A 14,239-nucleotide genomic window follows, 5' to 3' on the forward strand; every position below is an offset into this window, starting at 1 on the left:
GCAGCATTCTTTCCTTACTATTTCCTTCCTGACAATTGGGCCATTTTCGCGCCATGCAGGTGTTGGTGCCAGCGATCTAGCATAAGCTGCGTAACACCACCTTTAATCTGCATTCACCTGCATTCAGTTGCACTTTTACTCAGGCGCGTTTCATGTGGATCGTCAACGTTGCGCTCAAGCGGCCCTACACGTTCATCGTGATGGCCATTCTGATCCTGCTGGCAACGCCTTTCGTGCTGTTCACCACGCCGGTCGATGTGCTGCCGGAGATCAACATTCCGGTGGTCAGCATCATCTGGACGTACAACGGCTTGTCCGCGGAGGACATGGCGCATCGGATGGCCTCCGTCAACGAACGCAGTTTGACGACCACGGTCAACGACATCGAGCACATCGAGTCGCAATCGCTCCAGGGCATCACGATCCTGAAGGTGTTTTTGCAGCCCACCGCGAACATTCAGACCGCGATTGCGCAGACGGTGGCCGTCGAACAGGCGCAGTTAAAGCAGATGCCGCCGGGCGCCACGCCGCCTCTGGTGATCAGCTATTCCGCGTCGAGCATTCCGGTGATCCAGCTCGGCTTGTCGAGCACGAAACTTTCCGAGCAGCAACTCAACGATACGGCGCTCAACTTCCTGCGCCCGCAGCTCGTGACGATTCCCGGCGCGGCCGTCCCCTATCCGTATGGCGGCAAATCGCGGCTCATTTCCGTCGATCTGAATACGCGCGCGCTGCTCGCCAAAGGCCTCACGCCGCTCGACGTAATGAGCGCGTTCAATGCGCAAAACCTGATTCTGCCCACCGGCACGGCGAAGATCGGACCTAAGGAATACACGATCAACATGAACGGCTCGCCGCCGACGCTCGAAGGACTCAACGATATTCCCGTGCGCACGCTCAACGGCGCGACGACGTACCTGCGCGAAGTCGCTCACGTGCGCGACGGTTTTTCGCCGCAAACCAATATCGTGCGGCAGAACGGGCATCGTGGCGTGCTGATTTCGGTGCTGAAAAACGGCAGTGCGTCGACGCTTTCCATTGTGAACACGCTGCACAATTTGCTGCCGGGCGCGCGCGCGGCGTTGCCGCCGGATCTGAACATCACGACCTTGTTCGACCAGTCGGTCTTCGTGAAGGCGGCAGTGCAGGGCGTGGTGCGCGAAGCCGTGGTGGCCGCCGCGCTGACCGCCGCGATGATTCTGCTGTTTCTCGGCAACTGGCGCAGCACGTGCATCATCGCGATTTCGATTCCGCTGTCGATTCTCTCTTCGCTGATCGCGCTCCACGCGCTCGGGCAGACCATCAATATCATGACGCTCGGCGGTCTCGCGCTCGCGGTCGGTATTCTCGTCGACGACGCCACGGTGACGATCGAAAACATCGAACGGCACTTGCATATGGGCACGAATCTGCACGACGCGATTCTCGAAGGCGCCGGCGAAATCGCGGTTCCCGCGCTCGTGTCCACGCTGTGCATCTGCATCGTGTTTGTGCCGATGTTCTTTTTGACCGGCGTGGCGCGTTATCTGTTCGTGCCGTTGGCCGAAGCGGTCGTGTTCGCAATGCTCGCCTCGTACATTCTGTCGCGCACGCTGGTGCCCACATTGGCCATGCTGCTGATGGGGCACGCCCATAAGCCGAAGGCCGATGCAACGCCGAGTCTGTTCGCGCGTCTTTACCGGCGCTTCGACAACGGCTTCGAGAAAATGCGCGCCACGTACATTGTGATTCTCAGCAGCCTGCTCGTGCGCCGCGGCCGTTTCGGCAGCCTCTTCCTCGGCTTCTGCGTGCTCTCCATGACGCTTGCCTTCGTGCTCGGCGAAGACTTCTTCCCAAGCGTGGACGCGGGCAATATCCGCTTGCATATGCGCGCGCCGACCGGCACGCGTATCGAGGAAACGGCGCGGCTTGCCGACGAAGTGGAGAAAGTGATTCGCGAGGTCGTGCCCGCGAAAGATCTCGGCACGATTCTCGATAACCTCGGTTTGCCGTATAGCGGCATCAATCTTTCGTATAGCAACTCGGGGACGATCGGCACACTCGACGGCGAGATTCAGATCGCGCTGAAGGAAGGCCACGAGCCGACCGCCCTGTATATCGACAAGCTGCGCGCCATGCTGCCGCAACGTTTTCCCGGCGTGGAGTTCTTCTTTCAGCCGGCCGACATCGTCACGCAGATTCTCAACTTCGGCCTGCCCGCAGCCGTCGACGTGCAAATTTCCGGCGCCGACCAGCAAGGCAACTTCGACGTCGCGCGCACCTTGTTAAAGCAGGTGCGCATGATTCCGGGCACGGTCGACACGCATATCCAGCAGAAGCTCGACGAGCCCGCGCTCAATCTTCAGATGGACCGCACGCGCTTGCAGCAACTGAATCTCACGGCGAGCAATGTCGCGCAGAACCTGCTGGTTTCGCTATCGGGCAGCTCGCAAACGTCGCCGGGCTTCTGGTACAACGACCGCAACGGCGTCGAGTACAACGTGGCCGTGCAAACGCCGCAGTACCGCATTTCTTCTATCGACGACCTATTGCGCACGCCGGTGTCCGCGTCCGCGACCGGGCCCACGCAGTTGCTCGGCAACCTCGTGCGCGTGGCGCCGAAAAACCAGTTCGCGGTCGTCACGCACTACAACATCCGGCCCGTGATCGATCTGTATGTGAGCGTCGACAAGCGCGATCTGGGCAGCGTCGCGAATCAGGTCGACAAGCTCGTCGAGCGCGCGCGCGCAACCCTGCCGCGAGGCAGCCAGATCACCGTGCGCGGCCAGGTGCAGACCATGCGCAGCTCGTACATCGGTCTGGGTCTCGGTGTGGCGATGGCGATCGTGCTGGTGTATCTGCTGATCGTGGTGAACTTCCAGTCGTGGGTCGATCCGCTCATCATCGTGAGCGCATTGCCCGCCGCGCTGGCCGGCATTGTGTGGATGCTGTTCCTGACGGGCACGCATCTGAGCGTGCCCGCACTGACCGGCGCGATCATGACGATGGGCGTCGCCACCGCCAACAGCATCCTGATGGTCGCGTTCGCGCGGCAGCGGCTTTCCGCCGGCGCGCCGCCGCTCACGGCCGCGCTCGAAGCAGGCGCGAGCCGCATTCGCCCCGTGTTGATGACGGCATTCGCGATGATCATCGGCATGGTTCCGATGGCGCTCGGTCTAGGCGAAGGCGCCGAGCAGAACGCGCCGCTCGGCCGCGCGGTGATCGGCGGATTGCTGTTTGCGACGGTGTCCACGCTGTTTTTCGTGCCGCTGGTATTCGCGGGCATTCATACGCGTCTCGCGCGCCGTCATCGCAAGGATACGGACGGCGACGGCGACCATGGCGACGCCCAACCCGCTTAGGCTGAATCAACTCAATTGAAGAAAACGGCTACCCAGTTCGACGGAGATAGCTAACCGAGATGGCTAACTGAGATGACCGAAAAAACTCATGCATCGCTGGCGATTCCGTCGCGAGAGACCGAAAGCGGCCACGCATTGCCGCCGCGCAATCGCGAATGGAAGCGCGCGAAAATCGCCATCGTGATCGTGCTGGTGTTGCTCGCGCTGGGCGCGTTGCGCACGGTGGTGGCGAACCTCATGCAGAACCGCGCCGTCGAGCAGACCACGAAACAGAACGCCACGCAGTATGTGAACGTGGTGAGTCCCAAGGCTGCCGAAGGCGGCAGCAGCACGACGTTGCCGGGCACGTTGCGCGGCAATGTCGAGTCGCCGATCTATGCGCGCTCGACCGGTTATCTGTTGCATTGGTACGCCGACATCGGCACGCGCGTGAAGCAGGGGCAATTGCTCGCCGAACTCGACACGCCTGAAATCGATCAGGAACTGGCGCAGGCACTGGCGCAGCGTCAGCAGACCAGTTCGAGTCTCGCGCTGGCCAAAAGCTCGCTGGAGCGCTGGCAGCAGCTTCGTCAACGCGATGCCGTATCGCAGCAGGAACTGGACGAAAGACAAAGCACCTACACGCAAGGCGTGGCCAATCTCGCCGCCGCCGACGCCAACGTGCAGCGCCTGCGCCAGCTCGAATCGTTCAAGCGGATCGTCGCGCCGTTCGCGGGCGTGGTCACGCAGCGCAACGTGGATGTGGGCGATCTGATCGACGCGGGCAGCGGCACGAGCCGCGCGCTTTTCGCGCTCGCGCAGTCGGACCCGTTGCGCGTGTATGTGCAGTTGCCGCAAGCGTATGCGCAAAACGTGTCGGTCGGACAGAACGCCGTGGTCACGCAGGCGGAATTGCCGGGCCAGCAGTTTCATGGGACCGTCACGCACATTTCGGGCGCGATCGACGTGCCCACACGTTCGCTGCAAGTCGAGGTGACGCTGCCGAATCCGGATAACAAGCTGCGTCCCGGCGCTTATGTGCAGGTCGCGTTGCCTTCCGTCGTGCACGCACAGTGGATGGTGCCGGGCAATGCGTTGTTGTTCCGCGCCGAGGGTCCGCGTGTCGCCGTGGTGGACGCGCACGGCAATGTGCAGTTACGCCAGATCGTGATTGCGCAGGATTTCGGGCAATCGCTCGAAATTGAAAGCGGCATTGACGCGAACGACAGGATCATCATCAACCCGAGCGATTCGATTGCGGACGGCGATCATGTGCAGATCGAGCAGCCGCAACAGACTGCGAAGGGGGCGTCGTGAAGGAGAACCGCGCAAGCCGGGCTGTCATCACACTCGCTGCCGCTGCAAGCTCGGCAGCGAGTGTGGTCTTGCTCGCCGCGTGCACCGTGGGACCGGACTACAAGCAGCCGCAAGCGGAAGTGCCGCCCGAGTGGAAAACCGATTCGTACTGGCGCGTCGCGGCGCCGTCTCACTCGCCGATGGACCCCGACTGGTGGAACGTCTATCACGATACGACGCTCGCCACGCTAGAAACGCAGGCGCTCGCGCAAAATCAGACGCTCGTCGCCGCCAGCGCGCATTATGCGCAGGCCCAGGCGACGCTCGCGAATGCGAGCGCGCAGCGAGTGCCGGAAGTGGATCTCGCGGCGTCGGCGTCGCGCTTCAGAATTTCGCAGAACCGGCCGCGCACCAACTACGCGGTGCCGACCACATCGACGGTGCAGAACAATCTGCAACTCGGCCCCACGATCAGCTACGACACCGATCTGTTCGGCCGCATACGCCGCCAGGTGGAAGGCGCGAGCGCCTTTGCCGAGCAATCGGCTGACGATCTCGCCAATGCGCGGCTCGTGCTGACCACGGAAGTCGCCAGCGACTATTTTTCGCTGCGCGAACTCGACACCGAAATCGACGTGTTGAACCAGTCGGTGAAGCTGCAGCAGAAGGCGCTCGATTACGTGAGTTCCGAACACGAGCTGGGCTCGGTGTCGGGGCTCGACGTATTGCAGCAAAAGTCGCTGCTCGACACCACGCGCGTGCAGGCGCAACTTCTCGTCAATCAGCGCGCGCAATACGAGCATGCGATCGCCGCGCTCGTCGGCGTGCCCGCGCCGCAGTTCGCGATCGAACCCCAGATGCAGCGCTTCCAGGTGCCCGCCATTGCGCTCGGCGTGCCGAGCGACGTGTTGCAGCGCCGGCCCGACATTGCATCGGCCGAGCGCGCGATGGCGGCGGCCAATGCGCAGATCGGCGTCGCCAAGGCCGCGTTTTTCCCGAGCCTGACGCTGAGCCCCGGCATCGGCTGGGAAAGCACGCAGTTCGCGAGCTTGCTGAGCGCGCCCACGCTGATGTGGACGCTCGGCGCGGCAGCGGGCCAGGTGCTGTTCGACGGAGGCCGTCGCGCGGCCAACGTGAAGTACGCGAGCGAAGGCTACCGGGCGACCGAGGCCAACTATCGGCAAACGGTGCTCAACGCGTTCCAGCAGGTGCAGGACGGCATCACGGGGCTTGCCGTGCTCGACGGCGCGGCGAAGCAGTCGGAAGAAGCCGTCGCGGACGCCGAGCACCTGCTCGGCCTCGCGAACGACCGCTATTCGGGCGGTCTCGTCGCGTATCTCGACGTGATCACCGCGCAGCAGTCGTTGCTGAACAGCAAGCGCCAGGACGCGCAGATTCGCGGCCAGCAAATGACGCTTTCCGTGGCGCTCGTCAAGGCGCTGGGCGGCGGCTGGGAGGCCGCGGGCCACGATATGTCGGGCGTCGCGCAGCACGGCATGCAGTCCAACGGCACGACTCAGGTGGGCGCCGCCGCGCCGTGAGGCGCGCTCGCGCGCGGCGAATCATCGCAAGGCGTTTCGTATAATGCAGACACTAGGGGACGCGCATGAAATTGCTGATTGTTGAAGACGAGCACAAGGTGGTGGACTACCTGCGCTCCGGTTTGACAGAGCAGGGCTGGGTCGTGGACGTCGCGCTCGATGGCGAGGAGGGCATGCATCTGGCCACGGAGTTCGATTACGACGTGATCGTGCTCGACGTCATGCTGCCCAAGCGCGACGGCTTCAGCGTGCTGAAGGCGCTGCGCATGCGCAAGTCCACGCCGGTCATCATGCTCACCGCGCGCGACCATGTGAACGACCGCGTGCGCGGTCTGCGCGAAGGCGCCGACGACTACCTCACCAAACCCTTTTCATTTCTCGAACTGGTCGAGCGCCTGCACGCTCTCGCGCGGCGCACGCGCTCGCAGGAGTCCACGCTGATTTCCGTCGGCGATCTGTTTGTCGATCTGATCGGGCGGCGCGCCACGCGCGACGGCGTGCGCCTCGATCTGACCGCGAAGGAGTTCCAGTTGCTGAGCGTTCTGGCCCGTCGGCAAGGCGATATTCTGTCGAAAACCGCGATCACCGAACTCGTGTGGGACGTCAATTTCGACAGTCATACGAATGTGGTCGAAACCGCGATCAAACGATTGCGCGCGAAGCTCGACGGCCCGTTTCCCTCCAAGCTGCTGCACACGGTGCGCGGCATGGGCTATGTGCTCGAAGTGCGCGAAGAGGCAGAGCAGTCATGAACCGTTCCATCGCGCGGCGGCTTGCATTGATGTTCGCGCTCGCCGCGCTTTCTGTGTTTACGCTCGTCGGCGCGGGACTTTTCGCGGTGTTGCGCACGCAGCTCGACAATCATTTGCGCGAGTCGCTCGACGACCGCGCGCAGATCGCGCGGCTTATCTGCAATCACGGGCTCACGCCCGAAAAATGGCGCATGGCGCGCGAGAAGCTCACCGACATGACGCCGCACGACCGCAGCACGATGTACGCGGTCACGAGCATCGAACCGTCTTACAACTACGGCAAGCCGATTCAAGGATCGGTGGTGAACTCATGGCCCGGCGGCTACGCGCGCGTGAAGCCGGCCAACGGCGGCGACGACATGCTCACCACGACGGTGTCCATCCCCGGCTATTCGACGCGTCCGCCCATGGAATTGCAGGTCGCGTCGAGCTATTCGCCGAACATTCGCACGATGCGCGCGTTCGGCTTCGCGCTCGCCGCGCTGTCGGCGCTCGGCAGTCTCGCGGTGCTGCTGCTCAGTTACTCGGTGACGCGCATCGGTCTCGCGCCGCTCACGCGCCTCACGCGCGACGCGTCCGCCGTCAGTCCGAACAATCGCTCGCAGCGGCTGAACACCGCGTCGCTGCCGCACGAGTTGAACGATCTCGCGAACTCGTTCAACGGCGCGCTCGAACGGCTGGACGGCGCGTATTGCCGCCTCGAATCGTTCAATGCGGACGTCGCGCATGAATTGCGCACGCCGGTGACGATCCTCATTGGCCAGACCGAAGTCGCGTTGACGCGCAATCGCTCCGTCGACGATTTGCGCCACACGCTGCAATCGAATCTGGAAGAGTTCGAACGCATGCGCGCGATCATCAACGACATGTTGTTCCTCGCGCGCGCCGATCAGGGCGAGCGCGCAACCGGTCTCGTGGAAGTGTCGCTCGCGGCGGAAGTCGCGCATACGCTGGAGTTTCTGGAGATTCCGCTCGAAGAAGCGCGCGTGCATGCGCGCCTTCATGGCGACGCCGCCGCGCACGTCAACCGCTCGCTGTTCGGCCGCGCGTGCGCGAATCTATTGATCAACGCGATCCAGCATTGCGAGCCGGGCGCCACGATCAGCGTGCGGATCGTGCGGGAAGCGCAGCAGGTGCGAATCGAAGTGGCCAATCCCGGCGAGCAGATCGAGCCCGCCGTGCTGGAACATCTGTTCGACCGTTTTTATCGCGCCGAAGTATCGCGCACGAACAGCCGTGAAAATCACGGCCTCGGTCTCGCGATTGTGAAGGCGATTGCCGAGATGCATCGCGGCAGTGTGTCCGTGCATAGCGCGAACGGCGTCAATACTTTTGCGTTTTCGATTGCGGCTTCGCGTGCGCAACGCGTCGTGCCGCCGGCGCGTTCGAATGCCGGTGCGAGTGGGGATGCAAACGCGGTTGCAAACGCGGTTGCAAATACGCCCGCAAATACGCCCGCAAATACGCCCGCAAATACGCCCGCAAATACGCCCGCAAACACGGGTGCAAATGTAGCCACAAATGTAGCCAATACGTCCGAACCGAAAGCGGCGGCTTATTCGTCGCTCGTAAAAGGCAAGTCTGCCTGAACCGGCAGACGCCTCGCCGGAGGCTGCGCGCTCGCGAGAGACAAGGCGCTCACGCGCACGCCGAGCAGGCGCAGTTTGCGGTTCAGTTCGACACGCCGCAGACATTCCGTGGCCGCGCGGCGTATTTCCGCAGCGTCGGCGGTCGGCGTGTCGAGCGTGAGGTCGCGCGTCACCGTGCGGAAATCGTCGTAGCGCAATTTGATGCCGACGGTTTTGCCCACATAGCCTTTGCGCACGAGATCTTCCGCGACTCGCACACACAAGCCGGTAAACGAACTGGACAGCGCCGGGCGATCATGGCGCGGATGCAGATCGCGCTCGAAAGTGGTTTCGCGGCTCATCGACTTCGGCTCCGATTCCACCACGACCGGCCGCTCGTCGTGGCCTTGCGCGACCTGCATCAGCCACGCCGAATAGCTGCGCCCGAAGTGATCCTGCAACAAGCCCGCGTCCGCCGCAGCCAGGTCGCCAACCGTGGCAATGCCGAGCGCCGTCAATCTTTCCGCCGCCTTCGGGCCGATTCCATTGACCTTGCGCACCGCCAGCGGCCACACGCGCAGCGGCACGTCGGCGGGCGTGAGAATCGTGAGACCGTCGGGCTTATCGAGTTCCGAGCCGATCTTCGCGAGCAGCTTGTTCGGCGCGACGCAAATCGAGCAGGTGAGGCCGGTTGCGCGATTCACCGCCTGCTTGATGCGCGCGGCGATGTCGCGCGGCTCATCCGGTAACCCGGTGAGATCGATATACATCGAGTATGGCGAGTGTGGGAGGCCTGTCTTTTCAGTCTGATCTAGCAAGTCATTGTTATGTATAAGAAAATTATCGAGAGAAAAATATTGTGGAGACAAAAAGAGCCAGGGCTGTATCCTGAGCAGCTCATTTTCGAGGTTTTTCGGGGTTAGGATACATTTGGGCTGTGTGATCGTGCACGAGACAGGTTTGCGAAGTTCATCGGGCCATTCCATCCACGCAATGTGGACCCTAGGTGCAATCACAATCCTGTGCAGATGAAATGAGGCGGGTATTAGGGGTCGAACGGGAGTTCGCCTTGAACGGGATCCATTCCCGCGTGGTCGTGCGAGACATGCTCCAGTGCGCTGACGCGCACACCGATCAGCCGTATCCGCCGATCCAGCTCGATTCGCTTCAGACACTGGCTAACGGCTCGCCGGATGGCAGCAGAGTCGCGAATCCCTGCGGGCAGCGATATATCTCGAGTGACGATCTTGAAATCCGAGAATTTGACCTTTACTCCAACGGTGCGGCCGCAATAGCCTTTGCGATCTAGATCCTGTGCGACCCTTTCGCAAAGCTGAGTCAGCGCGGGAGTCAGGAATGCGCGGTCTCGCTCGACGTGCATGTCTCGTTCAAAGGTCGTTTCGCGACTCATTGACTTTGGCTCAGACAATACGACAACCTCCCGGTCGTCCAAGCCGTGCGCTGCTCGCGCGAGCCATGCGGCATAGGTGCGTCCGAAGTTTTCCTGTAGTAGTCCAAGGTCAGCGGCCGCCAGGTCACCTACGGTCACGATACCGAGACCGGCGAGGCGGTCGTTAGCGCGAGGCCCAATTCCATTAACTTTCTTTGCAGCCAGCGGCCAGATTCGTGACTCAATGTCCGACATAAAGAGAATTGTCAGTCCGTCGGGTTTATCGAGTTCGGAACCGATCTTTGCCAGTAGTTTGTTCGGTGCAATCGCAATAGAGCAGGTCAGGCCGGTGGCTTCTTTAACGGCATCTTTGATGCGGGAGCCGAGCGCAAGCGATTCGCCATCTACCAGTGTGAGATCAACGAAAATCTCGTCAATTCCTCGATCCTCAATTTGGTCTGTGAATGTTCGAACCGCGTCCTTGAATAGACGTGAGTAGCGCCGATACGAGTCGAAGTCGGTTGGCAGAAGAACTGCGTCGGGGGCGAGTTGTGCGGCCTTCATCATGCCCATCGCCGAAAACACGCCGAACGCACGCGCTTCGTACGTCGAGGTCGTCACGACACCGCGTCCGGCGTAATCACGGAGTTTTGCGAACCGTCGCGTACCGTCTGAGAGAACTTCCGGTATGGCGTTGCGGCCACCTCCGATTACAACAGGCTTGCCCCGCAACTCAGGATAGCGGAGCAGTTCGACCGAGGCATAGAAAGCATCCATGTCTACATGCGCGATGCGACGCGATGGCGGATTGCTCACGGCGTCCGGCCTAGTACACAGAACGACATGATTACCGATACCCGTCTGCGTAAGATATCGAGGAGTCGTAAAATTCTTTGGGACACAACGTGTGCCTTTGCTAAAGATTCAGCGGCAGTACAGCTTGTTATTAATACCGCAGGCCGCTTTCGAGTACGTGAGATTTAACTTTACTTTTGTTTCGGGCGGCAAGCCGCCGATATTTACTGTACATTTATACAGTATTTTTTTGTTCAGGTACAGCTCATAAAACCAGGATCGCTGGCGGGTTAGCTTTGTGTGAACTTCAATAGTCGGCGATTCTCGGCCGTTGACCCAAGCGTTGCAGTGGCCATTCGAATGGCCGGTCCCTTTCGGAAACTACCGGGTGCGGGACGGCCGCTTTTCGGCCTATGCGGACATTGGGGCGGGTCGCGTTCAACGTCAGCAGTTTGGCGGAATGCTGACGTTGGCGGCTTCGCGCGGCAGGACTGCAACGCCCGCTCAGCGAACTCACCCTCCCGACCCTCAAGGGACCTTCAGCTTTCTCCATAGCGGACGTTCAATTTCGCTAGTTGCCCGGAGTCAGCGACCGCTCGTCCATTCCATCTTTTGCACGTTGACGCCAGGCTGACTGGCCAGCGGCTCCCATTCGGGCAAGAATTTGAAACCGTGCCGACGATATAGACCCACAGCGTGAGCGTTGTCTGGCGAGACGCTCAACACGATTCTCCGATGTCCGCGTTCAACCGCGCGCGCCTGGATTGTATTGACCAAGAGACCTGCGATTCCCATGCCTCGGCACGTCGGGTGAACCCACATGGCAATAAGGTTGTATTCGCCGGACGGGTTTATCGAATCGCCGATAAGACCGACTGCTTGACCTCGGTGTGTGGCAACTAGAAATTGAGGCTGCGTCTGATGTGAAGCACGGTCGCGCCACTGCTGCTCGCTATACGCCGCCGCAGTCGCGTAGCTCAACCCGAACGCGGTTGGGCTGTCCCGCAGCGCGGCAAGGCGGACGGTCTTCAAAATTTCCCAGTCCTCTTCCTGGGTTGGGCGAACCAGCACAGGGCTCGATTCTGTAGCCATTAAGATTCCCGGTACTTAAGCAAATTGTTTATCAACCATCTCAACAGATGGATTGTCGGCGATTCAGGCACTCACGTCGACTGACCGCACCTGGCCGAGAGCACCAGTTCAGTGAAGGTGCTGTAGAACTGCCGTTGAAATCCTCAACGGCAGTTCTCGGGCGGCTTCCATGAATGCGTGCAGTCGGCCAATAGCGGCCCTTCGATTGAGAGGCCGATGAGCGCTCTAAATGGCCGCTAAGCTTGAGACACCGGACTCCTACGGCGCCAGCTGCTTTCAAGTACCGAATTCAAACAACAAGCGGCTTGAAGCGAGTAAGGCAGAAGGTTGCAGGCGAGAGGCGCGGTTTCAGCGCCACGACATCGGCAGGGTGCGCGCAATGGCGCATGCACCGACCTTTCGACGGGCTGCTTCGTATCGAAGGCGAGATGCGACGTCGAGGTAAGCAGGTAAGCATGGGTGAAGCTTCGCTTCACCCGCTCAGATGACCGCCGACCGATCAAAGACCGAGTTTGCGTTCGCTCATCCACCTAACAATTTTCGGATCCCGATGGGAAAAGAAACTACTCTCGCCCGTTTCGAGCGTTGCAACGGTCTGCATGGGACCGGATGATCGACGTGAACATCAAGGGTGTGCTGTACGGCATAGCTGCCGCGCTGCCGTACATGCAGGCGCAGAAGTCCGGCCAGATTATCAACGTCTCGTCAGTCGCAGGTCACAAGGTTGGACCCGGCGGCTCCGTATATGCGGGCACGAAATGGGCGGTCCGGGCGATCTCCGAGGGACTTCGTCAAGAGGTCAAGCCGTGGAACATTCGCACAACAATCGTCTCCCCCGGGGCCGTCGCGACGGAACTGATTGACACGATCACGGACGCAGACATTGCTGCAGGTATGGCAAAAACCTACGAGAAGGCGATCCCTGCCAGTTCATTCGCTCGTGTGGTGGCCTTCGCGATAAGCCAGCCGGAGGACATTGACGTCAACGAAATACTTTTCAGGCCGACGAGCCAAGCGTATTGATCGCGTCCGCCTACGAACGAATCAAGGATCTCAAGATGCCCCACGTTATTGTCAAAGCCTGGCCCGGAAAAACCGAGCAGCAGAAGCAGCGCCTCGCAGAGGCGATTACCCGTGATGTGATGGAAATTCTCGGCTATGGCCCCGACTCGGTCTCCGTCTCATTTGAAGAAGTTGCGTCGGAACGATGGAGGGACGAAGTCTACCTTCCGGACATTAAGGCGCATCCCGAAACGCTTTACAAAAAGCCCGGTTACAGGATGTAAATCAAGTGATACCCACAACGGAACATGCGGAGCAATCCGTCGTCGCAACGCTAGCTCCTGTGATGGTCGCAGTGCTCTGCGGCTTCGTCATCATCGGCGTAGCACTGCCCGTTTTGCCCCTGCACGTCAGCAACGATCTTGGCTTTGGCCCACTCGTGGTTGGTCTCGTCGCGGGAGCGCAGTTCGGTGCTTCGCTCTTCTCACGCGTTTGGGCAGGGTCGTACTCCGACAGGGCGGGCGCGAAACGCGCTGTCCTCGCTGGCCTGATCGCAGCAGCCGCAGCGGGCATGCTCTACCTGCTCTCGCTCGCATTTGTGACCCTGCCGACGCTGTCGGTTGCGATCTTGCTCATCGGTCGTGCGGTGCTTGGCGGCGCAGAAAGTTTCATCATCACGGGCGGGGTTGCCTGGGGCCTCGGACTCGTCGACAGACCGCACGCGGGAAAAGTGATTGCATGGGTCGGAACGGCTATGTTCGCGGCGATGGCTCTCGGCGGTCCGGTGGGAAGCATCCTGTATTCGTCATCCGGTTTTTTCGCAATCGCGCTCGTGACCACCATGCTGCCCCTGATGGTGCTGGCTTATCTGGTCCGCATGCCCGCAGTTCCACCTCATCCTCACGGCGAACACGCCTCGTTCAAAACGATACTCAGGGCGGTCTGGTTGCCGGGCTTCGGTGCGGCGCTCGCGAGTATCGGCTACTGCGCGATTCTCGCGTTCAGCTCGTTGTTCTACACGGAAATGCACTGGCAGCCCGTATGGATGGCCTTTACCGCGTTTGGCGTCGCGCTGATGGCTGCGCGGATGAGCGCAGGGCATCTCCCTGATCGGTTTGGCGGTGCAAGAGTCGCCTTTGTCTTCGTTATCGTTCAGGCCTGTGGTCTGTTGCTGATATGGATTGCCCGGACGTCCTTGCTCGCTTCCGCGGGCGCGGCCCTGGCGGGTTTTGGGTATTCACTTGTTTATCCCGGGCTTGGCGTAGAGGCAGTCAGCGGCATCAGCCCAAAGAACCGCGGCATGGCGATGGGCATCTACACTGCGTTTCTCGATCTGGCGATGGCTGTCGGGAGCCCCGGGTTGGGATGGGTCGGTGGGCACGCCGGTCTCCGTGCAGTCTTCCTGACGGGGGCGGTGATTGTCGCCTGCACCGCTGGCATCGCTATCAAGCTATGGCCAAAGCACCGTCCAGTCGCTTGACAT

Annotated in this window: 9 protein-coding genes and 3 pseudogenes; 8 read left to right on the forward strand and 4 right to left on the reverse strand. The window is 61.1% G+C overall.

Features of this window, described 5'->3' with window-relative positions:
- Window positions 1–152 precede the first annotated feature (152 nt).
- From VOM14_RS22025 to VOM14_RS22045, 5 genes are all read left to right on the forward strand, one after another.
- Window positions 153–3,341, forward strand: coding sequence for an efflux RND transporter permease subunit (locus VOM14_RS22025; RefSeq protein ID WP_327630860.1), 3,189 nt, complete (start codon window positions 153–155; stop codon window positions 3,339–3,341).
- A 72-nt stretch (window positions 3,342–3,413) separates the two neighbouring features.
- Window positions 3,414–4,637, forward strand: a complete 1,224-nt coding sequence (locus tag VOM14_RS22030) for an efflux RND transporter periplasmic adaptor subunit (RefSeq protein ID WP_327630861.1) — start codon at window positions 3,414–3,416, stop codon at window positions 4,635–4,637.
- Entirely contained in the window at window positions 4,634–6,157 is a 1,524-nt protein-coding gene (locus VOM14_RS22035; RefSeq protein ID WP_442955573.1) for an efflux transporter outer membrane subunit, read from the forward strand. The genes VOM14_RS22030 and VOM14_RS22035 overlap by 4 nt, the downstream gene beginning before the upstream one ends.
- Before the next feature lie 65 nt (window positions 6,158–6,222).
- Entirely contained in the window at window positions 6,223–6,909 is a 687-nt protein-coding gene (locus VOM14_RS22040; protein WP_007176723.1) for a heavy metal response regulator transcription factor, read from the forward strand.
- A complete protein-coding gene (locus tag VOM14_RS22045; RefSeq protein WP_327630862.1) occupies window positions 6,906–8,498 on the forward strand; it encodes a heavy metal sensor histidine kinase in 1,593 nt (530 codons plus the stop codon). Before VOM14_RS22040 ends, VOM14_RS22045 begins: the two co-directional genes overlap by 4 nt.
- On the opposite strand, the pseudogene VOM14_RS22050 reads toward VOM14_RS22045, so the two are convergent.
- The 4 genes and pseudogenes from VOM14_RS22050 to VOM14_RS22065 all read right to left on the reverse strand — a co-directional run.
- Window positions 8,465–9,247, reverse strand: a pseudogene (locus VOM14_RS22050) (Y-family DNA polymerase); the annotation flags it as partial. The gene VOM14_RS22045 and the pseudogene VOM14_RS22050 sit on opposite strands and share 34 nt — an antisense overlap.
- 275 nt (window positions 9,248–9,522) lie before the next feature.
- The gene (gene dinB / locus VOM14_RS22055; RefSeq protein ID WP_327630863.1) at window positions 9,523–10,683 is read right to left on the reverse strand and encodes a DNA polymerase IV; all 1,161 of its coding nucleotides are present in this window, start codon (window positions 10,681–10,683) and stop codon (window positions 9,523–9,525) included.
- Window positions 10,684–11,247: 564 nt separating this feature from the next.
- Complete coding sequence (locus VOM14_RS22060; protein WP_327630864.1) at window positions 11,248–11,754, reverse strand: GNAT family N-acetyltransferase; 507 nt, start codon at window positions 11,752–11,754, stop codon at window positions 11,248–11,250.
- 499 nt (window positions 11,755–12,253) lie between these two features.
- A pseudogene (locus VOM14_RS22065) lies at window positions 12,254–12,355 on the reverse strand (aldo/keto reductase); the annotation flags it as partial.
- On the opposite strand from VOM14_RS22065, the pseudogene VOM14_RS22070 reads away from it, so the two are divergent.
- The 3 genes and pseudogenes from VOM14_RS22070 to VOM14_RS22080 all read left to right on the forward strand — a co-directional run.
- Window positions 12,355–12,777: pseudogene (locus VOM14_RS22070) on the forward strand (SDR family oxidoreductase); the annotation flags it as partial. The pseudogenes VOM14_RS22065 and VOM14_RS22070 sit on opposite strands and share 1 nt — an antisense overlap.
- Window positions 12,778–12,812: 35 nt before the next feature.
- Window positions 12,813–13,040: a tautomerase family protein gene (locus tag VOM14_RS22075; RefSeq protein WP_327630865.1), complete on the forward strand. Its 228-nt coding sequence runs from the start codon at window positions 12,813–12,815 to the stop codon at window positions 13,038–13,040.
- A 5-nt stretch (window positions 13,041–13,045) separates the two neighbouring features.
- Window positions 13,046–14,236 carry an MFS transporter gene (locus VOM14_RS22080; protein WP_327630866.1) on the forward strand — a complete coding sequence of 397 codons (1,191 nt, stop codon included), beginning with the start codon at window positions 13,046–13,048 and terminating at the stop codon, window positions 14,234–14,236.
- Window positions 14,237–14,239: the final 3 nt, after the last annotated feature.

This window comes from Paraburkholderia sp. MPAMCS5 (assembly GCF_036016995.1).
Taxonomy (GTDB): Bacteria; Pseudomonadota; Gammaproteobacteria; order Burkholderiales; family Burkholderiaceae; genus Paraburkholderia.

What these genes read in the sequence shown, in the direction of transcription:
- VOM14_RS22045 (WP_327630862.1), top strand. Translation starts at nt 6,906, where the DNA reads ATGAACCGTTCCATCGCGCGGCGGCTTGCATTGATGTTCGCGCTCGCC.
- VOM14_RS22060 (WP_327630864.1), bottom strand. Translation starts at nt 11,754, where the DNA reads ATGGCTACAGAATCGAGCCCTGTGCTGGTTCGCCCAACCCAGGAAGAG.
- VOM14_RS22025 (WP_327630860.1), top strand. Translation starts at nt 153, where the DNA reads ATGTGGATCGTCAACGTTGCGCTCAAGCGGCCCTACACGTTCATCGTG.
- VOM14_RS22030 (WP_327630861.1), top strand. Translation starts at nt 3,414, where the DNA reads ATGACCGAAAAAACTCATGCATCGCTGGCGATTCCGTCGCGAGAGACC.
- VOM14_RS22075 (WP_327630865.1), top strand. Translation starts at nt 12,813, where the DNA reads ATGCCCCACGTTATTGTCAAAGCCTGGCCCGGAAAAACCGAGCAGCAG.
- VOM14_RS22040 (WP_007176723.1), top strand. Translation starts at nt 6,223, where the DNA reads ATGAAATTGCTGATTGTTGAAGACGAGCACAAGGTGGTGGACTACCTG.